The sequence below is a fragment of the Candidatus Neomarinimicrobiota bacterium genome, from assembly GCA_012964825.1.
GTDB lineage: Bacteria > Fidelibacterota > Marinisomatia > Marinisomatales > S15-B10 > UBA2125.
In genome coordinates, this window is record DTTI01000084.1 from 130,750 (window position 1) to 152,260 (window position 21,511).

The following is a 21,511-nucleotide window of genomic DNA, read 5'->3' on the forward strand; positions in this document are numbered from 1 at the left end:
TTTATAGTCTGTTTCTTAGTCCGTTGACCCACGCCTCTTTTGCTTCACAGACGGGCAACTGTACGACCTTATTAATCTTTAGAGATCCCTCATCTGTGGTGGAGCCAACCTGTGTTATCTCCAGTCTCTGTTTTTCGAAATAGCTTTTTACTTTTTTTTCATTGTCTGGGATAGTTTCTACCACGAACCCCCCTGTTTCAGAGAACAGAAGTGTTTCAGTGGACAGATCACCGGGAACTGTCACTTCACAACCTATCTCATTTCCAAATGTCATTTCAGCCAAGGCTACTGCTACACCTCCCTCTGAAATGTCATGGCAAGAAAGTAGGAGGTTTTTATCTATGCAATCCGTCAAGGCAACAATCTGATTTTTCACTTCTTCTAGATCTGGTTTAGGAACATTGGCACCTAACTCATTGTGAAGACTGTAGTAGACACTGCCGCCCAATTCATCTTTGCGTGTTCCAACCAGGAGAATAACGGAATCTTTTTCCTGAAAACTCATGGTGATTGCTTTGTTTACATCAGTTAGCTTGCCTAGACAGCTGATGATGGGACTGGGTGGGATGGCGCCGTTTCGAGATTCATTGTAGAAGGAAACATTTCCTCCAATTACAGGGACGGGGTGTTCCGGATATTCCTTCAGTGTTATAGATTTGCATGTTTCTGCCACTCCCCTGACAGCTTCAACGAACTGCCACATTTGATCGGGCTTTTCTGGATTTCCAAAACATAGGCAGTCGGTGATGGCCTGTGGTGTGGCGCCTACAGCAGCTACATTCCTCATAGCTTCTACTACTGCGTTCACCGCACACCAGTAAGGTGAGATTTTGCCATACCGTGGATTGTGATCGGTTGAGAGGGCGATTCCCGTATTCTGGATCTCTTTAGGATAATTATCATCGTTAAACAGTTGCATTACACCGGCATCGCTTTCCCCCGATTCAATGACAGTCCGGCCTTGTACCTGCTTGTCATAGCTCTCAAAAACTACATCTCGACATGCAACATTTTCGTGCGACAGGATTGAAAGCAGTGTTCTATTATAGTCTTTTGGCTTCGGCAGATCTGGTTCGTTGAAGGTGCGTTTCGGCGCTTCATAATTTCTATGATAGAGGAACCCTTTTGTCACTTGTGATGCTGGTGCATCCACAAGAGTCGTTCCGTTGCTATGGACGATATATTGTCCATCCGCGCGCACTTTACCTATAATGTGGGCTTTGGCACCTCGGGAAACTGACGGCAGGGCAAAAACTTCATTATAGTGCTTTACAATCATATCCGAAATATCAGGATGGGCCGCCCACATGAACCTTTCCTGTGTTTCTGAACACAGGATCACGGACGGGTGAAGATTCTCCATACTTATATGAGCCTTTTCTAGAAACACTTCGGCACCCAGACCAGTATTGTCGGCTAGTTCTACAGAGGCACAGGCGATACCGCCGGCACCAAGATCCTTGAAACCGACCTTGTCATAAAGTTTTTTCTCTCTCAAAATTTCAAACAGGGCGTAAGTTGCTTTCAGAATATGTCTTTCCAGAAAGGCGTTCGGTTCCTGAACCGCTGCTTTTTTTGATTCTTTTTCATCTTCATTCAGTTCCAGAGAGGCAAAGCTGGCGCCGCCGAAGCCGCTGTTATCCGTCGGCTTGCCAATGAGAATAAGGTGATAGCCATCAGAATTCTTCGGAACGGCTGAGTGAATCATCTCATCCTCCCGTACCACCCCCAGCGTTACTACTGTAACAAGACAGTTGTCATTGTAGCCTTCATCATAGTAAAGATCACCGCATATGTTGGGAACACCAAGGGGATTGCCGTAACCGGCGATACCCGCCACCACACCATCATGGATCCACTTTGTTTTCGGGGAGTTGATATCACCAAACCGAAGAGCATCTGCAACAGCAATGACCTGGGCTCCCATACAGCAAACATCCCTTACATTGCCGCCGATGCCCGTTGCTGCTCCCTCATAGGGGACGATTTGGGATGGGTGATTGTGAGATTCATGGCTCATTACAACACCGTATCGTCGCCCCTTCTTATCCATGGCGATAGAAACTATTCCCGCATCTTCTTTAGGGCCCAGAATAACGGTAGGTCCATTGGTCACAAATTGTGATAGGTGGGAACGGCTACTTTTATAGGAGGAATGTTCAGATCCTTGGATAGACCAGAGAACACATTCGGTTAGGGTAGGGGGCCGGCCCAGGATATCATTCTGTATTCGAAGCGCTTCATCAACTTTCAGGGCCAGACCGTTTGTCTGAAGTGTTGATTCTATTTCGGTTTCTGAAAGTGCGTTGAAGTCAAATGTTTCGTTCTCGAAGGACAACAGTTACCTCAAGATGGTCTGGTGTCTTTGAGGTCCTAGGGAAATGATGGTGACGGGGCATTTCACTTCTTCCTCGATAAAATTGATATAGTCTTTCATTGTTCTGGGCAGATGGTCGTATCCTTTTGTACAGTGAGATTCAATTTCTTTTTCACTTAATTCAGGCCAACCTGAAAGAGTGCTGTATTCCGGAATAGCTTGGCGCATCTTTCCCAGACTGCCGGGCATTTCCGTTACCTTTTCTTCTCCGATAGTATAAGTGGGACACACTTTCAATTTATTTAAACCGCACAGAACATCGATTTTTGTCAGGGCAATTTCCGTAAGGCCATTAACTCGCACGGCCTGCCTCAGTTGGACCAGATCAAGAAACCCAACTCTGCGGGGCCTGCCGGTGGTGGTGCCATACTCCTGTCCTTTCTCTCGGAGCAGTTTAGCTTCGTCACCATCCAGCTCCGTGGGAAACGGGGAAATGCCAACGCGACTTACATAAGCTTTCGCCACACCGATAATACGATGCTGCCCATTAAAACCGATTCCCGTCCCCACATTGATCTGGCCGGCAACCGTGTTGGAGCTTGTGGTGTGAGGATAGAGACCATGGTCGAGATCAAGGGAAACCCCCTGTGCGCCCTCTAACAGGAAGGATTTTCCGTCACGATAAGCCGTATATAGATCCACTTGTGTGTCACATATATAATTTTTTAACGTTTCACCGTAGCTTAGATAGTCGGTGTAAATATCCTCCAAAGCTAGATCGAAGGTTGCTTCAAAAGCTTTCGTCACCACTTTTTTGTTAAACTGATAGGCTCTTTGGAGTTTTTCTTCAAAAATAGCTGGCTCCAAAAGATCGCCCATGCGGATTCCATGACGATAGGCTTTATCCGCATAAACAGGAGCGATCCCGCGTTTTGTACTGCCTGCAGCCAAATCACCTTGGTGGCCGGTGAGGCAATCGTCCATAACAATGTGATACGGCATGATAACATGGGCCCTGTCACTCACCTTCAGGTTTGGTTCCACGCCCCGACCTTTCAAAGATTCGATCTCTTCAATAAGCCCTTTCGGATTGATCACCACGCCATTCCCAATGACAGAGACTGGGTGAGAGTAGAGGACGCCCGAAGGGATGTGGTGTAACTTGTACACTTCTCCTTCAACGATGACCGTATGTCCAGCATTGTTTCCTCCCTGAAACCTGACCACATAGTCGCAGTCGCCAGCGAAATAATCGGTGATTTTTCCTTTTCCTTCGTCGCCCCACTGAGCGCCGACAATGACAGTTAAGGAAGTAGAATGACTTTTTTCAGTCATTTAATGACAAGGTGGACGGATTGATAGGTGAAAAAACTGAAGGAGAAAAGGTAGTGCTAGAATTTATTCCGCTCATTGCGGCAAAACCGGCCCACATCCGGTGTGTGAAAAAAGAAAAATCCCGCTACCATCATTTTGGTAATAAAGAACCGTTCAATATTTCTCCTTAAGGAAAGATTAAGTTTACGGTGGTGGTCGAAAAAGAAAAATGTGAAAGTCCTACCGAAAATAAAAAAGGGCCGGATACCAGCTTTTTTATTTATTTAATAGAGTTTGAATTACTGCTCTTGATCAGTGTCAATCGGAGCTTCTTCCCAAGAATACTCCCGATCTAATGCATACTTCTCAAACCAATCAAGTTCAATATTCACTTTATATAGTTCGTGCCTCAATTCTCGCCAGCCGTGGGGTTCCCGAGGTGCCACATAAAGATGGGTTGGGACTCCGTTGGATTTGAGAGCTCTGTAAAGTTCTACAGATTGTGGCATAGGGACACGAACATCATTTTCACCCACAAGAACAAGTGTGGGTGTTGTCACTTTCGAGATATCTTTCAACGGAGAGTGATCCCAGTAGGCATCTATGGGAGCATCCTTTTGCCAAGGGGTGCCACCGAACCACGGTGTCCGGTAAATACGAACATCACTCTGGGCATACATGGAGATCCAGTTCACAGCTCCGGCCCCTGATGAAGCAGCTTTGAAGCGGTCCGTGTGTGTGATGATCTTGTTTGTCATGTGGCCACCACCACTCCATCCCATCTTCACCATTCGGTCGCCGTCAGCGAGACCTTTTTCTATAAGATAATCTACACCTGTCATCACATCCAGATGAGACTGTCTGTAGTAGTGACCAACCATGTCTCTAAGATAGTCGTCTCCATAACCAGTGCTGCCCCTGTAGTTAGGTTTGAAGACCATCCATCCTCTTGATGTGAGGACTTGAACATATCTACTCCAGCTCCCAAAGCCGAACTTATCTGAAGCTGCCGGACCACCGTGGGTTTGGACACAAAGAGGGGAACTCTTTCCTTTCTCATAATCGAGTGGATAGTAGAGCAAACCTTCCACCATGACACCATCTGTTCCTTTCCACTGGATAGCTTCTTGTTTCGGCAGGCGAAATTCATTGTTTAGATAGTTATAAACTTTGGTGAGTTTCTGTGGGAAAGCACGACGCTTGTTTTCAAGGGAATAAATATCACCGACGTTTGTCTGTTCACTCATGCCGAACACAAAACGGTCAAGTCTGGGATAATATCTGAAGCTCCTGAGAGCATGGTCACCTTTGGTTAACTGAGCGAGCTTTTCTCCTTTTACAGTAACTGAGAACAGCTCCGTTCTGACTCCTGTGTTGGCAGTGAAGTAGATACTCTTCCCATCTTTAGACCATGTGGTGCTTCCAACCTCATGGGGCATCTTTTTTAGCATCAGTTTGTGTTTGCCTCCTTTTGCAGGAGCTAGGAAGATGTTATCATTATAATAGAATTCAAACTCTTCGTTGGAAAAACTGGTGAACAGAATTGTGGCGTTATCGGGTGACAGTTGAGCACCTTGTTCTGATACATTGTTGTTTGTAATCTGAATTGCACCTGTACCATCTGCGTTCATCACCCACACTTCGTTATGGTTGGCTGAGCCATATAGTGGATTGGGTCCCCGATGATGAGCGATCTTTGTTCCATCCCTGGAAAGTTTGTAACTCGTGATGGAAAAGTCACCTTCAGTAATTCGACTGCTTTCTTTACTGCCGAGGGATATTTTCCAAAGGTGCTTCTGCTGATAGTTCTCATCAAAGGCAAAGACATCATCCTTCGCTTTTTCCCGCTCCTTTTCTTCGTCACTTTTAGCATCGTTGGTCAGGAAATAGATGAATTTGCTATCGGGCGACCATTGAATGTTTGAGATGCCTGTCTCATTTTCAGTCAGTGGCTCAGCTTCACCACCGCGATTACTGATGAGAAAGATTTGATTTTCTGTGTCGTCTGATTCACCCCTTTTTGTGATGAAGGCGATGATAGAACCGTCAGGAGACCACCGGGGCGAACTTTCTCCATTCTCACCATTTGTCATCTTAATCGGGCTTGTGCTGTCCGTGTTGATTCTCCAGATGTGGCTAACCCGTTTGTTCTTTTCCCAGTCGGATTCTGAAAGTGTGTAAAGCAGTTGGATGCCATTAGGTGATAACTGGGGATCTCCCAAAGAAGGCACATTAATCAGGTCAACGATGGTCATGGCTCGTTTGGTCTCCGAACTGGCCATAGAGACCATCGAGATCAGTATGAAGCATGTGATATTATTAATCTCTTTTAACATTGATACTCATTTTTCTTTTACTCGCACTGTGTGTAAAATGTAGTTACAGAGCTGGCAAAATAAAAGCGTTGACGGTCAGGCTGCACGCTTCTTTTCCCTGAAAATGCCCATTACACCCAGCACGACCAGAAGCGTCCCGCCGATGGTAAACCGTGTAATAGGTTCATCCAAAATAATCCATCCTAGGGTAATAGCAATCACCGGATTGACGTAGGCGTAGGTCATGACGATCCCTGTGGGAAGTAACCTCAGTGCTTTTACATAAGATGTAAATGCGATCACCGAACCAAAGATCACCAGATAACCCCAGGCCAGCCATGCTTCATTTGTGGGATTGGGGAGAGGTTCGCTGATAAGGATGGCACAAAATGTAAGTCCCAAAGCCCCACTCATTTGTTGCCAAGCTGAGCTCGCTTCAGGTGTGATACCTATCTTGTTTCTGCCTTGGATAATTGAACCCGCCCCCCAGCTGATACAGGCGATGATAAGTATTCCTGCAGCCCACAAATCGCCGATATTTCCGCTTACAAGTGCCGGACCGTTTATAACTGCCAGACCACCAATTCCAATGAATAAGGATCCCAATAAAGCGATAGAAGGTTTACGACGATCAAGGAATGATTCCATTATGGCAACACAGAGAGGTGTTACCCCGATGATGACTGCAGTGTAAGCAGAATGGACCCTTGTTTCCGCAATGGCCACAAAACCGTTCCCGCCTAACCACAAAAGCAGACCTGATATTGCCACCACGGTCAATTCCTTCCCTTTCGGGATTATTCTACCTTTCCGGAAAAGAGCCACCAGCACGAACAGAATGAGGCTCCCAGCAAACACACGCGTGGCGGACATAATAAGAGGTGGGAATCCTGACCCTTCCCGTACAGCCACCCGGATGGCGAGGTAGGTACTGCCCCAGGCAATGTAGATTACTCCTAAGTGAAAAAGACCACGAAGGCTCACAGTTTATTTATATGAGTTGCCTCTAATGGATATAAAAAAATGCCCGATTAATTTGTGCAGAGCTCCACAGAAATAGTCGCTCCTGAGATGACTGAACTCAGTGTTTTTGGATTTCCCTCTACTTTTCCCAAGACATTACACGCTGTTACCAGCCGGCATTCGTTTCCCTCCGAGATGGGTGTAGGGCCGAAAGGGATGGCTAGGGCGCTTCCTTCCGTCCAGAAACAGACAGTGCCGGGATTCACCACCTGATGAGCGTCCTTTTCCAGATCAGCCGATAGTTGCACCGAGAAATAGATCTCATCTCCCCAGGTGTTGGCAGACGATTCAAATGGGAGAGCATATAATAAAGCCCGCGAGGTAGGGCTATCTTCAAGATTGGCAGTGATTTCTCCTTGTGGCCACTGAATCCGAATTTGCATTGTCAAGTCTTCGTTATTGGTTGACGTAAGACAGTTTTCAATTTTTCCGGTTTCGATCTTCGTGGATCACTAAGATAGATTTCGTGGTGCTTCATGTGGAGCTGATAGCCATTCTCATCAATGAACTTGTGCATTTGTGCAATTGTGGGGCCTTCGTCATCATAAGGCCCGATGTGCAAGATTTGAACTGAGGGACCTTCATGGTAGGACTCAAATCGTATCTTGTCTAGTGCCAACGGATTTTTCTTTTCCCTGAGTTGTTTTGTGGCCGCATTCACATGTTTGGCGGTGACATGATCTGGTTGCATGATCATCATTTTCCATTGCCATTCGTCTTTTCTATCCGCGGAAAACGCTGTTATATCTTTTGCCCACCAAAGCCCTTCCAGTGGCATGACCGTATAATCCGGGCCGACGCCTTTTTTTACATCAAGCTTTACCGTGAATGAGAGACCGTACAGTGCTTCAATGGCCTGCTGGTAGCTTTCTGCGGCGGGTCCACCCTCCCCATCCACCATGAAGTAATTCATGGAAGGAACCTCGACTATGACGACTTTTTTTGAAGACGAACCGTAGAGGTGCTTTAATTCTTTCTTATAATCAACTTTTTTCATCCGCTACTTCGACGTATCTCCCAATTCATCTTTGTATGCTTCTTTCAGTGCATCAAGATAGTCGTTGAACAGCCCGGCCATGGTTTCGTGCTCCATGTGAACGGATTTTTTGAATCCATCATCCGTCAAATAGTGATAAAGGATAGCCGCCATTACTTTTGCGTCCAGCAGGAAACCAGTGTGACCCACCTCTTTCATGGAATCGAGCCAACGCTCATAGGAGTGCCCTGGCGCTGACGAACTGTAAACACTGACGCTAACGCCGGGGATTTTTCTTGTGACGAAACCGGTCTCTTCGTAACCGGCTGGCCGCTGTGGTTCGGGATTAATCTCAGGAGCATTAAGTTTTTCTGCATAGGCAAAAGCCAGCTCTTCCAGAGAACCAACCGTAATTCCGTCTCTGTATTCACCATATCGGTCGATAGTCACTTTTGTGCCTGTAGCCAGAGCGGCGGCACGGGCGGCATTGGCAATCATGGCATCTATATGAGCGAGGTAAATTTCATCGGGGTAGCGAATGTAGTAATCCACGACAGCTCGGTCGGGGACAACATTAGGTGCCACGCCGCCTTCGGGGATAACCCCTTGGATGACCGCCTCTGGCCGGAATGTGGGACGCAGATGATCCACAGTGGTGTAAAACTGTACAGCAGCTGTAAGGGCATTACGACCGTTCCAGGAACTGCGCTGATGGGCCGGGCGTCCTTCAAAAATATATTTTACTTGATTGATGTTAAGACAACAAACGCCAAAGCCCGGTTTATTCCGTGTAGTCTCACTCGTACCGTGACTGCGAACGATGAGATCAGTACCGTCAAAAACACCTGCCTCAAACATTGTCACTTTGGCCGGTGGTCCCATTTCTTCAGCGGGTGTTCCGAAAATCTTTATTGTTCCGGGGAGCTTTTGTTTTTCCATGAACTCGGCGAGGGCTACGGCGCTGGCAAAAGCTGCCGGACTCTGACCGTTGTGCTGACAACCGTGAAACGGTTCTTTAGTACCGCGGAGGGCGTCATACTCGGCGAAAAGGCCAACGGTAGGCCCCTTTCCCTTAGCCGGAGATTTCCACTCACTAACAAATGCTGTTTCCAAACCTGCCTGGCCTGTTGTTACTGAAAAACCGAAGTTTTGAAGAACTTTGGTCAGAGTGTCTACGGACTCATATTCCTGGAAACCGATTTCAGGGTTCTGCCCTATATGGTCAGACAGATCACGGAACTGACTGTCCCAAAGTGTTTCTACTCTTTTCAGAAGTTTGTCTCTATTTCGATCTTTTTTTGCCGCCATCTCTTTTGCCGTTTGTGTAGGCTGAATCTTTGACTGCAATTGGTCGATTTTTTTGATAATATCACTGGCGGCCTGGCGTTCAACCGTTGTTGTCTGTGCAGTGAGAAGCGATAATGCCACCAATGAAATAATTGTATAGTTCTTCATGTCCAATCCTCCTAGAGTATGAATTAAAATTTAATCTTTGATGGATGCGAGTACTTTTTCAATGAACTCATTGAAGTGTCTGCGATCGATCCACCGTACAACCACCAAAAGATCATTGTCCCAATCTATATAAATTATGTTGGATCCCGCTCCTCGAAAAGTGACAGTTGATTTCGGTGCTGCTGGGATAGCCAAGGTGGTTTTGCCATCCCTTTCAACCGGGGTATTTAAAAACCAGTTCATATAACCATAGCGAGGATTAGCGGGCCCGGGTGTTCTTGCCATCTTCACCCATTTGTCTGATATAATACGCCGGCCATTCCATTCTCCTTCCCGTAAGAAAAGATATCCAAAGCGGGCATGATCCAGAGCATTGATCCACATGCCACCTCCCCAGTGACCACCGCCGCTGACAGATTGCATCATCTGGCCATCCATGAGCACCCAGGAATTCTCATATCCGTGCCACCGCCACGTGTTGGAGGCGCCAATGGGATCCATCACATATTCTCGGAGTATCTGCGGAAGGGGCCTCCGCCAAACATGCAATGCAGCCAGAGCCAAGAGATTAACCCGGACATCATTGTACTTATAATGGCTACCCGGTTCGTTAAGAGGCTGATTTTGCATCTCATCCCATGAAGCGTCCCATGGAGGTCTGTCGGCCCAGTCCGGCTTGTCCCATAGGGTTCCGCGCCAGTCACTTGTTTGCCGGAGCAGGTGATCCCAGGTGATCTTACTATTGTGTTCCCCAGTGAAATGATTAGTAGGTAAATATTCTTGAGCACGATCTTTAACATCCCGTATCATCCCCCGGTCATAGGCAAGTCCCACAGTAGTGGATAAATATGTTTTGGTGACACTAAATGTCATATCGACACGATCAATATCTCCCCATTCGGTGATGATATAGCCATCCTTGACAATAAGTCCTGTCATATCTCCCCGCTCTTTTGTGGGGCCGATGATATCACCGTGAGGTTCCTGAGTGAGTGTGGACTTAATAAAATCTTCCAGTTTTCTTGGCGCTTGGTTTTCATGTTCAATGGCAAACTTCACAGCACGCTCCAGAAGCCGGGAATTCACTCCCACGTCCTTTGGCTGTTGTCTTTCCCATTGGCCGTAGGGTGGGAAATAGGTCTGTCCCCACACGCCACCAATTGCCCAAATGAGGTAGGGTAGATTCTTTAGAGTTCTTCTGAATAACTGTTTTCTCAGATAGATGTTTTGGGTCACTTGACTTTCTAATTAACTAAACGCCACCGGGGCGATGACGAGGGCAATGATGGATAGTACAACGATTCCTATAATGTTCAGTAATAACCCCGCTTTCGCCATTTCCGGAATTCGGATGTATCCCGATCCATAAACGATTGCGTTCGGTGGCGTGGCTACGGGCAGCATGAAAGCACAGCTGGCGGCTAGGGCAGCTGGGAGGGTAAAGATCAATGGGTTCACATTGATGCCGATGGCCAACGCGGCTACAACAGGAAGAAAGGTTCCTGTTGTAGCAGTGTTACTCGTGAGTTCTGTCAAGAACGCGATGAGTGTTGTAATAACCACTACGAGTACTATAGTTCCAGCCTCCCCCAGAACAATGAGACTATTTCCAATCCAATCGGCAAGACCGGTTCGGGTTACTGAAGAAGCGAGACTCAGCCCCCCCCCGAATAGGAGTAAAAGACCCCACGGCAGGTTTGGCATGATCTCCCATTTCATGAGATATGGATCATCCGATTGGCCGCTTGGTATGAGAAAGAGGACAATGGCAGCGATCATCGCAATACCTGCATCGGACAGTCCGGATAATCCGGGCAAAGTGTTTAGCAAGGGTCGGGTCATCCATGTAAATGCAGCTATAGCAAAAACAACTGCTACCCGTTTTTCAGAGATACTCATAGGACCGAGGTCAGCTCGCATCTCTCTTAACACACGGCGAGTTTCGGGGGAAGTGACGAAGTTCACGGGAAATACGATTCGTGTAAGTGCAAACCATGAGAGAGGCAGCATACAGATCGTTAGCGGGAAGCCCACAAGCATAAACTGTCCAAATCCAATCTCGCCGAAACCGTTCTCTTTCATGAAACCGGCCAGGAGTGCGTTTGGAGCTGTTCCCACTAGTGTCGACATTCCGCCAATGGTGGCGCTGTAGGCGATACCCAATAACAAGGCTAGCTGGAAGTTGTGTTTTTCCTCTTTGCTCACTTCATCAGCTGTCTCGGAAACGATCTTGACGATAGAGACGCCAATGGGTAGTAGCATTAATGTGGTAGACGTATTCATTACCCACATACTGATTGAGGCACTTGCAAGCATAAAACCGGCGATAAGTGACCGACCGCTGTTTCCCACGGAAGTGAGGATAGTAAGAGCCATGCGTTTGTGAAGGTTCCACCGTTCGATAGCTAGTGACAGTTGACTTCGGTGCTGCTGGGATAGCCAAGGTGGTTTTGCCATCCCTTTCAACCGGGGTATTTAAAAACCAGTTCATATAACCATAGCGAGGATTAGCGGGCCCGGGTGTTCTTGCCATCTTCACCCATTTGTCTGATATAATACGCCGGCCATTCCATTCTCCTTCCCGTAAGAAAAGATATCCAAAGCGGGCATGATCCAGAGCATTGATCCACATGCCACCTCCCCAGTGACCACCGCCGCTGACAGATTGCATCATCTGGCCATCCATGAGCACCCAGGAATTCTCATATCCGTGCCACCGCCACGTGTTGGAGGCGCCAATGGGATCCATCACATATTCTCGGAGTATCTGCGGAAGGGGCCTCCGCCAAACATGCAATGCAGCCAGAGCCAAGAGATTAACCCGGACATCATTGTACTTATAATGGCTACCCGGTTCGTTAAGAGGCTGATTTTGCATCTCATCCCATGAAGCGTCCCATGGAGGTCTGTCGGCCCAGTCCGGCTTGTCCCATAGGGTTCCGCGCCAGTCACTTGTTTGCCGGAGCAGGTGATCCCAGGTGATCTTACTATTGTGTTCCCCAGTGAAATGATTAGTAGGTAAATATTCTTGAGCACGATCTTTAACATCCCGTATCATCCCCCGGTCATAGGCAAGTCCCACAGTAGTGGATAAATATGTTTTGGTGACACTAAATGTCATATCGACACGATCAATATCTCCCCATTCGGTGATGATATAGCCATCCTTGACAATAAGTCCTGTCATATCTCCCCGCTCTTTTGTGGGGCCGATGATATCACCGTGAGGTTCCTGAGTGAGTGTGGACTTAATAAAATCTTCCAGTTTTCTTGGCGCTTGGTTTTCATGTTCAATGGCAAACTTCACAGCACGCTCCAGAAGCCGGGAATTCACTCCCACGTCCTTTGGCTGTTGTCTTTCCCATTGGCCGTAGGGTGGGAAATAGGTCTGTCCCCACACGCCACCAATTGCCCAAATGAGGTAGGGTAGATTCTTTAGAGTTCTTCTGAATAACTGTTTTCTCAGATAGATGTTTTGGGTCACTTGACTTTCTAATTAACTAAACGCCACCGGGGCGATGACGAGGGCAATGATGGATAGTACAACGATTCCTATAATGTTCAGTAATAACCCCGCTTTCGCCATTTCCGGAATTCGGATGTATCCCGATCCATAAACGATTGCGTTCGGTGGCGTGGCTACGGGCAGCATGAAAGCACAGCTGGCGGCTAGGGCAGCTGGGAGGGTAAAGATCAATGGGTTCACATTGATGCCGATGGCCAACGCGGCTACAACAGGAAGAAAGGTTCCTGTTGTAGCAGTGTTACTCGTGAGTTCTGTCAAGAACGCGATGAGTGTTGTAATAACCACTACGAGTACTATAGTTCCAGCCTCCCCCAGAACAATGAGACTATTTCCAATCCAATCGGCAAGACCGGTTCGGGTTACTGAAGAAGCGAGACTCAGCCCCCCCCCGAATAGGAGTAAAAGACCCCACGGCAGGTTTGGCATGATCTCCCATTTCATGAGATATGGATCATCCGATTGGCCGCTTGGTATGAGAAAGAGGACAATGGCAGCGATCATCGCAATACCTGCATCGGACAGTCCGGATAATCCGGGCAAAGTGTTTAGCAAGGGTCGGGTCATCCATGTAAATGCAGCTATAGCAAAAACAACTGCTACCCGTTTTTCAGAGATACTCATAGGACCGAGGTCAGCTCGCATCTCTCTTAACACACGGCGAGTTTCGGGGGAAGTGACGAAGTTCACGGGAAATACGATTCGTGTAAGTGCAAACCATGAGAGAGGCAGCATACAGATCGTTAGCGGGAAGCCCACAAGCATAAACTGTCCAAATCCAATCTCGCCGAAACCGTTCTCTTTCATGAAACCGGCCAGGAGTGCGTTTGGAGCTGTTCCCACTAGTGTCGACATTCCGCCAATGGTGGCGCTGTAGGCGATACCCAATAACAAGGCTAGCTGGAAGTTGTGTTTTTCCTCTTTGCTCACTTCATCAGCTGTCTCGGAAACGATCTTGACGATAGAGACGCCAATGGGTAGTAGCATTAATGTGGTAGACGTATTCATTACCCACATACTGATTGAGGCACTTGCAAGCATAAAACCGGCGATAAGTGACCGACCGCTGTTTCCCACGGAAGTGAGGATAGTAAGAGCCATGCGTTTGTGAAGGTTCCACCGTTCGATAGCTAGAGCAATGACAAAACCACCCATAAAGAGATAGATTATAGGATTGGCATAAGGCGTAGCAACCATTTTAATGTCACCGATTCCAAGAAGAGGAAAGAGAGCAAGAGGCAGAATAGCCGTCACTGCAACAGGCACTGCTTCCGTACACCACCAGATGGCCATCCAGCCCCCTGCAGCTACTGTCCGCCACGCAGGAAGCGACATGGCCTCCGGATGTGGCAGTAATATCAGCACAATGCCGACCAAGGGGCCCAGCCAAATCCCAACTTTCTGGTATCCGGTTTTCATCGGTCTGCTATCTTCTCCTTCTCAGTAGAAGAAGCGGAGAGGATAGGACTGAGCATCTGAGTCATCAAGAAGAAGTTGCCAGTCCCCTCCGTATTAGGATGGAGGAAGAAAATCGCAAATTTGAGAAATCAATTGTAGTGTTGCCCCGGACGAATTGATTGAAGAATTGCAGAGTACTTCGATTCACAATTTTTACCATTTTTCGACCATCTGGAAAACCGACAAGACCCAAGATTTGCATAATTGGGGAAAATAAGGGCATGTCAGCATAATCGTAGTGTTTGGATCCTATTATGGAGAGGTGATACGCGTTTTCTCCGCTCTGGGACATGATAAGATCAAGGTAATGTCTGTGACGTTGTTCGTTCCAGCTTTTCCATGACATCTGGCCGACATAAAGAAATGGGACGTCCATCTTGGCTTCAGCGTCCGGAATGGCGAAGGGGACAAACCATCCATCAAGAGCTACAGCAGCTTTGAACCTGTTGTCCTGCATAGCGGAAAGGACAGCCGTGGCTCCGCCAAATGAGTGGCCAGCAATTCCGATCTTTTGAAAGTTGATGCGGGAAAGGAGAGGTGTGTTGACAGCCTCCAGTTGTTGAAGGATAAAAAGTACATCCGCAATGCGAGTGTTCAGCTGGCGGTTACGGATCTCCAGCCAGACCGAATCGGCCGTACCTTCAGGTATGGCCGATCGATAATCGGCAATTCTTTCGACAGATGCCTCACTATTCAGGGGAAAAACAGTCATGTTTGCATCGTAAGGATGATCCATAGCCACCACCGCATAGCCGTTACTGGCAAGTTCCTCCATAAGGACAGTGTTCTGGGTACGCATACCCCCCAGCCCGTGGGAAAAGATGATGAGGGGAAATAGCTCCTTGCTCTCAATGGGGCGAGCCTCTATGAGTGAATGTGTTTTCACAAGGTGGAGATGGTCTAGCATGAAAGATGGTAGGCCCACTCGATCAGCAATAGCCTGAGCACGAAGATCAATATGATCAATGTAGGGTGACACTTTGTTGCTGGAGCTATTCTCAGCCGGATACCACAATTGTATCATCATCTTTCTAAGATCGTCAGGTTCCTCTGTGAACCATTCGGTGCGGGTGGTGTCGGTCCAATGGAATATGGTTGTTCCGATCTTAAAGGGCCCTGTGGGTTTTGGCAATTTAACAACGGGAACTGCTGCCGGGAGTAAAACAGAGAAAACCCAGATGATGGATACTACCGCTGTAACAATTTTTTCAGACTCCTTGTTTCTGACCAAGGTGATAAGCCCAAGAAGTAAATATAACGGTACCATCTGCCACCGGTAACCTTCAATGAAAAAGTGGAGAAAAGTAGTAAGAATCGTGATCAGAAGTAGAGGGCTTGTCCCTTTTCGCCGGGATTTCGCTATGGCGATGTTCATCACAAGAGTAGCGGAGAGCAATATGACCGTGACTTCAAGAAATCTCATGGGATTATTCTCATTGAAGTTGGTTTGCTATGGAAGAAAGTAGAGGGGAAATCTTCTCCGTTTCATTTCACATAAACCAGCAGTGCAGCCAGAGTTTCAATTCCTTGCCAGTAGTGGCCCATGCGAATGTTCTCATTGGGCTGATGCTGGTTGTTGTCGTGATTGACGATGGGGACGCTGATAGTGGGGACATCCAGCATTTGAGTGAAGATATAGAGGGGGACGGAACCACCGCTTGTGGGGATAAGCACCACCGGTTTATCGTGGTAATCTGAAAGAGCCTCAATGGTGAGTCGCGAGATTTCCAGATCCATGGATGTACGAGACGCGGGGTAACCACCCCGCTTAACGATCTTTGCTATGTCAGCGTATTTCATTCGTGTGTCCTGACCGGGATCTTCAGAAACCACATGAAAGCCTTTCCGCTTTACATGTTCAATCACTTTGTAAACCATATCATCTGGATCATTTCCTTTAACCATTCTGATGTCAATGGCGGCCGTTGCTTCAGCGGGGATCACCGTTCTTGCTTGAGGACCAACCCAGGCACTCTCCAAACCACGGATGTTCAATGAAGGGAGATTAATCCTCTCCATAAGAGACTCCCCACGGCCTTCCGGCTGTGCGAAACCGTAAAGCCGTTTGATCTCTTCGTCATAAGAGGGAATAGTTTTTAGAGCTTCTTTCTCGCGCCGATTTAGTGGCGTTACTGTATCATAGAATCCTCTGATCTTGACGTTGCCGTTTTCATGTTTCATGCTGGTGAGCAAACGGGCCAGCTTGATGCCGGGGTTGGGAGCCCAGTTTCCGTAGTGGCCGCTGTGAACATTTACGTTGGGGCCGTAAACAGTGATATCGATGGTGGTGATGCCCCGGGCACCGAACTTTAGTGTAGGCTGATTGCTGAAATACATTGGGCCGTCACAGACATAGAGTACTTCTGTGTCGAAAAGATCTCTATTTTTTTCAGCGAAAGATTGTAAAAACGGTGAGCCGACCTCCTCTTCACCATCATAAATGAACCTGAGATTGGCACCAAAGTTCAAGCCCGCCGATTTTAAAGCGTCCATGGCAGCCAGCAGTGCTGTAATAGGAGATTTGTCATCGCTGGCGGAACGGGCGTATAGGCGCCACTCTTCATCAATCTTTTCGCCTTTTTTTGGCAACGGGATGGGTTTGGGTTCTGTGAATCCGGCTTCCATTTTGCCGGGGCGCATGGTCGGTGTGAACGGTTCCATATCGATCCATTTCGTCGGGTCAACAGGCTGGCCATCGTAGTGGGAATAGAACATGATGGTTCGATTAGCTCCCGGTACATTCAACTCGCCATAGACCACAGGACTTCCGCCCGTTTCGAGAATTCTCGCCGTGATTCCCCGCCGTTCCATAGCAGACTTCAGCCACGCCGCGCACTTTCTGATGTTGGGTAGATCGTCTGCCACATTGGGGATAGAGAGCCATTCCACCAGTTCATCGAACAGTTCCTGTTCGTGAGCAATACGGTATTCACGTACCTGTTTTCGCAATTCTTTTTTAGAGGGTTGTTGAGAAATAACCAACCCGGGTACCATTGCAATGAGGGAAGTCAAAATCATCCTGTTATATCGCATTATTTTTCTTTACTGTTTTTCGCAGAATCGTTTTACCACACTACAGTAGATATCCGTCGCTTTGCTCAGACTTTCTATTCTGATCCGCTCGTCGTTGCCATGGATTCGAGAGTACTCTTCCATGCTAACTGGTCCCGGGAAAAAGCCGTAACAAATTGCACCTTTTTCACGGAAGAATCTCGAGTCAGTTCCGTAAATAACTAGGTGAGGGATTGTAATAGACTCAGGATAAATTTTAGCTGTCTCTTCTTCAATTATCCGGAAAAGATCACTATCATAAGGCGAAACCACGGATTCCGATTTTGGTTCCAGAATTGGAGTTATTATAATTCTATCATCATCAATGACCTCTTTTAGTTCTTTCATAAACTCATCTTTGTCCTGTTCGGGGAGAAGGCGGCAGTCTAGGACTGCCTCTGACTTTTCAGGGATCACGTTAGTTTTCGGAGGATCACCTACAAATCCTTTCAAGACGGTGAGTGATATAGTGTTTCTCCTGACGGCATTGTTGTATACTGTATGCTCAAGTCCGCCCAATCGATGCTCCATTTCTTTTGCTACCGGAGTGAGGTTTTCTGGTGTGGCATAAGTAGCGACACGACCTAACGCTTCAGACAGAATGAAGTTTGCATTTTCCATTGGTGGCATAGATGCGTGTCCCGGCGGTCGCTTAATGGATAAGTTGAGTGCGTACATTTGCTTTTCGGCAACACCCACAGAAAAGATAAGTCGATTGTCTTCGGTGAAAAAACCTTCGGTCCCAAACCCTCCTTCGTCCAAAACGAATTCAGGTGCCATATCATCCCAATGATTTTCCACAATCCATTTTGCACCCAAATCACCACCAATTTCTTCATCACAGACAGCCAAAAGCAACAAGTCTCGCTCTAATTCTATGCCCTGACGTGCTAGTTGAAGCATTGACATAAGCTGTACAATGCCGTAGTTCTTCATGTCAAGAGCACCCCTGCCATAAATAAAGCCGTCTTTTTCAACTTCACCGAAAGGATCCACGGTCCAACCTCGCTCATCCACGGGTACAACATCCATATGGTGAAGTAAAAGAAGAGGTCTTTTAGTACCCGTACTCTCTAGGCGAGCAAGAAGATTTACCCGTCCTGTCGATTTGTCGGGCCAGTAAAGCTTTACAGGAATATTTTCTTTTTCTAATATAGTCTTCAGAAAATCAGCCGTAGGTGTCACATCTCCCGGAGGATTGACTGTATTAATGGAAATATATTTTTTGAGAAGCTGAATTGCTTCTTTATATGTAGTTGTTATATGAACCCCACTTTTTATTTTAGCAGCCTTAAATCCTTAATTGTCAAATCAGATTACTGAAGAATCCGGCATGTGATGTTTTAGCTTCTAGTATTTGCTAAACCGTTATTATCCTTTATTCAATAACAATTAATTGTTTTTGTCCGGCCAGGAAAGCTCTACAGGATTGAGAATATTGTCCAAAAATGTCAATATTGCCTCATAACCTGCGATTTGGTTTTCCTTTTTAACAAAACCATGTCCTTCATCTTCAAAGACGATATATTCAGCTTTTACTCCATTTGCCCTGACAGCTTCCACCATTTCATCTGATTCTATCTGCAGAACTCTTGGGTCATTAGCGCCTTGTAGAACTATGACAGGTTTTTCAATGTTTTTTGCATGGAAAAGTGGGGAAATACTTCGAAGATAATCTTCCTGCGTTTCTGGATTCCCCAGTTCTTTATATAAGGATAGCCTTGAGGCTTCCCACCAGGGGGGAATACTTTTTAGGGTGCGAACCCAATTTGTTACGCCAAATATATTTACGCCCACCTCAAAAGCTTGAGGTCTAAAAGCCAGCGCAGCCATTACCATATAACCGCCATAACTGCCACCTATAATGCCAATTTTATTTTTATCAACGTAACCAGTGGAAACAAGATATTCTTTTGCAGCCACACAGTCGTCAAGATCTCCTTCGCCGTGAGCCTGATCGTCCAGCGTCTGAAAAGTTTTGCCGTATCCACTACTGCCTCGATTATTTACTGCAAGAACGGCATAACCGTGATTAGCCAGGTATTGAATGAGGGCCCGATAACCTAACCGTGATTGACCGCCAGGGCCACCGTGGACCCATATCAAGCCGGGTGTTTTTTCACTTCGTTTTGCATGAGGGGGTTTGTAGTAAATAGCAGGAATTTCTCTTCCATCAAAGGATTTATATCTTATCACCTCCGCTTCAGCAAGATGGGATGGATTGATTTCAGGATTCATTGAATTTGAGAGTCTTTTGTAGTTCTTGGTTCCAATTGAATGGACAAATAAATCTGAAGGTGACTTAGCTCCTCCATGATAAAAACTCATCAGTTTTTCACTTTTTGAGATACTTACCGATGTGACATTACCAGCAGGGAGCTCAGGTAATGATACTAACTTCATTGTTTCTGTATCAAAAACTTGTATTACGGTTTGAGCATCTTGATTAATGCCTGTGACTCTATATTTTCCTGATTTAGAAAAATACATGTAAGAAATATCCCAGGATTCTTTTTGAAAAGAACTTTTTCTACCTGTTCGAATATCATATTCAACGAGATAATTAAATTCACTGTCTTTGTCGGTAAGATAATAAAGTCGTTTGGAGTCGGTTGAAAACTCAGTCGGGCGGTGATTTATATCACCTTCGTGTTCACTAATGAGTGTTAGATTATTATTATTTAGATCATATATGTAAATATTTGAATTATCCCGCGTGTCTGTTTTGCCAAACACCAAATACCGTTTATCATTGGACATCCCACCAAAATTGAGGGCTTTGTCATTTTTGAAAACAAGTTGTGACTTGAAAGTTTCAATATTCATCTCGTAAACATCCATATATTTAGGATTACGCTTATTCGAAGTATAGAAAAAACTTTGCTCATCATCTGACCAGCCTGCGAACAAGGCTCGTTCGTCTTCTCCAGGAGTCAGGTCTATTATCGTCCCATTCTCATTTCTGACATAGATATGCCAAATCTCATTACCGCCTTGATCGCTACGATAAAGGATTCGCTTATCTTGAGGAAAAAATGAGATGGTAAAAATTGAATTCTCTGTGGAACGTGTAATTGCAGTGGCTTCGCCTCCATTTACCGGAATGGAATAGGCGTTAAAGACACCTGTTTCATTACTTGAAAAGAGTATTTCCGATTCATCAGGTGAAAAACTACTCCCACGAATTGAAGTGGTTTCCATGAATTGATTGATGGTGTATTCTTTGTGAGGAATATTTTGGCATCCAGTTAGACCTAACACAGCTACTTGCAGGATAAGAATCGTTTTTTGATATTTCATTTTCATCCCCATCAAAGAGTTAATTATTTTGTTAGTCTTAATTGTACCCTTCCAAAAACCTAATAAAAAACATTGAAGTGCTAAATCATGACTAAGAGACAAACCTCAATATACCACGACAAAGTTTTTTGCGATAAGGTCATTTATTTTAGCGGTCTCCCTTTTGAATACGCAAAATAAGTAGATAGGTATCAATAGGAAAGACGTCAAAGCTACTCGAAGATAAACACCAAATGAAAAAATTATTCATAGATTTTAAGACCAGAGAAAAATATTAATGTTTAAGAAAGCTTCAACAGAAGGAATTTTAGCTAAGGTTTTTCTGCTTCATTGTTTTTTAATGGCTCAGCTGATGCCGTCATTTCAAGCACTACATTGGTATTTTCTCTAAAACAATTATGCTGAACTTTGATCATTTTGAAAAAATGAAAAAAAGCAATATAAAAAAGTACGCCATGAATCCACCCTGGGATAACACCTGTGTCAACTCCACCACCAATAATGAATACGGTCATTACAAAGAGTACATTGAGAAGAGTGGGGGGGTAGAGTTTCCGTTTGATTTGGATGGAACGTTGATGGAACTGAATATCAACACTGTTTTCTTGAACGTACTCTTTAATGCTGACACCTGTCCCGACAAAGAAAAACATAACAAGAACTTCTGTGAAGAGGTAGAGTATGGCAGCAACAAAACCAAATGAAGCGTGATTAACACCAAATATCGAAAACTCGAGCAAACCTTGTAGACCAGCGAGTGCCAGCGCCACAAAGCTGAA

General features: G+C 46.1%; 15 protein-coding genes and 1 pseudogene. All 16 read right to left on the bottom strand.

The genetic code is table 11. From position 1 onward, the window contains the following. Position 1 precedes the first annotated feature (1 nt). The 16 genes and pseudogenes from purL to EYO21_09730 all read right to left on the bottom strand — a co-directional run bounded on the left by purL (position 2) and on the right by EYO21_09730 (position 21,502). The gene (purL, locus tag EYO21_09655; protein HIB04071.1) at positions 2 to 2,338 is read right to left on the bottom strand and encodes a phosphoribosylformylglycinamidine synthase subunit PurL; all 2,337 of its coding nucleotides are present in this window, start codon (positions 2,336 to 2,338) and stop codon (positions 2 to 4) included. 3 nt (positions 2,339 to 2,341) lie between these two features. Continuing rightward, the gene (locus EYO21_09660) at positions 2,342 to 3,652 is read right to left on the bottom strand and encodes an adenylosuccinate synthase (protein ID HIB04072.1); all 1,311 of its coding nucleotides are present in this window, start codon (positions 3,650 to 3,652) and stop codon (positions 2,342 to 2,344) included. Between the two features lie 278 nt (positions 3,653 to 3,930). Further along, positions 3,931 to 5,967 carry a S9 family peptidase gene (locus EYO21_09665; GenBank protein ID HIB04073.1) on the bottom strand — a complete coding sequence of 679 codons (2,037 nt, stop codon included), beginning with the start codon at positions 5,965 to 5,967 and terminating at the stop codon, positions 3,931 to 3,933. A 75-nt stretch (positions 5,968 to 6,042) separates the two neighbouring features. After that, positions 6,043 to 6,930 (bottom strand): EamA family transporter, encoded by an 888-nt coding sequence (locus tag EYO21_09670; GenBank protein HIB04074.1) that lies wholly within the window; start codon positions 6,928 to 6,930, stop codon positions 6,043 to 6,045. A 47-nt stretch (positions 6,931 to 6,977) separates the two neighbouring features. Continuing rightward, the gene (locus EYO21_09675) at positions 6,978 to 7,352 is read right to left on the bottom strand and encodes a hypothetical protein (protein HIB04075.1); all 375 of its coding nucleotides are present in this window, start codon (positions 7,350 to 7,352) and stop codon (positions 6,978 to 6,980) included. 2 nt (positions 7,353 to 7,354) lie between these two features. Then, positions 7,355 to 7,966 carry a hypothetical protein gene (locus EYO21_09680; GenBank protein ID HIB04076.1) on the bottom strand — a complete coding sequence of 204 codons (612 nt, stop codon included), beginning with the start codon at positions 7,964 to 7,966 and terminating at the stop codon, positions 7,355 to 7,357. A gap of 3 nt (positions 7,967 to 7,969) precedes the next feature. Next, entirely contained in the window at positions 7,970 to 9,400 is a 1,431-nt protein-coding gene (locus EYO21_09685) for an amidohydrolase (GenBank protein HIB04077.1), read from the bottom strand. A gap of 30 nt (positions 9,401 to 9,430) precedes the next feature. After that, entirely contained in the window at positions 9,431 to 10,570 is a 1,140-nt protein-coding gene (locus tag EYO21_09690; protein ID HIB04078.1) for a class C beta-lactamase-related serine hydrolase, read from the bottom strand. Between the two features lie 78 nt (positions 10,571 to 10,648). Then, entirely contained in the window at positions 10,649 to 11,857 is a 1,209-nt protein-coding gene (locus tag EYO21_09695; GenBank protein ID HIB04079.1) for a DASS family sodium-coupled anion symporter, read from the bottom strand. 13 nt (positions 11,858 to 11,870) lie between these two features. Continuing rightward, a pseudogene (locus EYO21_09700) lies at positions 11,871 to 12,818 on the bottom strand (class C beta-lactamase-related serine hydrolase). A 78-nt stretch (positions 12,819 to 12,896) separates the two neighbouring features. After that, positions 12,897 to 14,342: a DASS family sodium-coupled anion symporter gene (locus tag EYO21_09705; GenBank protein ID HIB04080.1), complete on the bottom strand. Its 1,446-nt coding sequence runs from the start codon at positions 14,340 to 14,342 to the stop codon at positions 12,897 to 12,899. A gap of 64 nt (positions 14,343 to 14,406) precedes the next feature. Further along, positions 14,407 to 15,804: a hypothetical protein gene (locus tag EYO21_09710; protein ID HIB04081.1), complete on the bottom strand. Its 1,398-nt coding sequence runs from the start codon at positions 15,802 to 15,804 to the stop codon at positions 14,407 to 14,409. Between the two features lie 62 nt (positions 15,805 to 15,866). Continuing rightward, positions 15,867 to 17,414: a M20/M25/M40 family metallo-hydrolase gene (locus tag EYO21_09715; protein ID HIB04082.1), complete on the bottom strand. Its 1,548-nt coding sequence runs from the start codon at positions 17,412 to 17,414 to the stop codon at positions 15,867 to 15,869. A 9-nt stretch (positions 17,415 to 17,423) separates the two neighbouring features. Next, positions 17,424 to 18,617 (bottom strand): M20/M25/M40 family metallo-hydrolase, encoded by a 1,194-nt coding sequence (locus tag EYO21_09720; GenBank protein ID HIB04083.1) that lies wholly within the window; start codon positions 18,615 to 18,617, stop codon positions 17,424 to 17,426. Between the two features lie 207 nt (positions 18,618 to 18,824). Beyond that, the gene (locus tag EYO21_09725) at positions 18,825 to 20,732 is read right to left on the bottom strand and encodes a S9 family peptidase (GenBank protein ID HIB04084.1); all 1,908 of its coding nucleotides are present in this window, start codon (positions 20,730 to 20,732) and stop codon (positions 18,825 to 18,827) included. Positions 20,733 to 21,043: 311 nt separating this feature from the next. Then, the gene (locus EYO21_09730) at positions 21,044 to 21,502 is read right to left on the bottom strand and encodes a hypothetical protein (protein HIB04085.1); all 459 of its coding nucleotides are present in this window, start codon (positions 21,500 to 21,502) and stop codon (positions 21,044 to 21,046) included. Positions 21,503 to 21,511: the final 9 nt, after the last annotated feature.

Excerpts from the sequence above, each read along its gene's own strand:
- EYO21_09665 (HIB04073.1), bottom strand. The coding sequence starts at position 5,967 with ATGTTAAAAGAGATTAATAATATCACATGCTTCATACTGATCTCGATG.
- EYO21_09710 (HIB04081.1), bottom strand. The coding sequence starts at position 15,804 with ATGAGATTTCTTGAAGTCACGGTCATATTGCTCTCCGCTACTCTTGTG.
- EYO21_09675 (HIB04075.1), bottom strand. The coding sequence starts at position 7,352 with ATGCAAATTCGGATTCAGTGGCCACAAGGAGAAATCACTGCCAATCTT.
- EYO21_09685 (HIB04077.1), bottom strand. The coding sequence starts at position 9,400 with ATGAAGAACTATACAATTATTTCATTGGTGGCATTATCGCTTCTCACT.
- EYO21_09680 (HIB04076.1), bottom strand. The coding sequence starts at position 7,966 with ATGAAAAAAGTTGATTATAAGAAAGAATTAAAGCACCTCTACGGTTCG.
- EYO21_09695 (HIB04079.1), bottom strand. The coding sequence starts at position 11,857 with ATGGCAAAACCACCTTGGCTATCCCAGCAGCACCGAAGTCAACTGTCA.
- EYO21_09705 (HIB04080.1), bottom strand. The coding sequence starts at position 14,342 with ATGAAAACCGGATACCAGAAAGTTGGGATTTGGCTGGGCCCCTTGGTC.
- EYO21_09725 (HIB04084.1), bottom strand. The coding sequence starts at position 20,732 with ATGAAATATCAAAAAACGATTCTTATCCTGCAAGTAGCTGTGTTAGGT.
- EYO21_09660 (HIB04072.1), bottom strand. The coding sequence starts at position 3,652 with ATGACTGAAAAAAGTCATTCTACTTCCTTAACTGTCATTGTCGGCGCT.
- EYO21_09715 (HIB04082.1), bottom strand. The coding sequence starts at position 17,414 with ATGCGATATAACAGGATGATTTTGACTTCCCTCATTGCAATGGTACCC.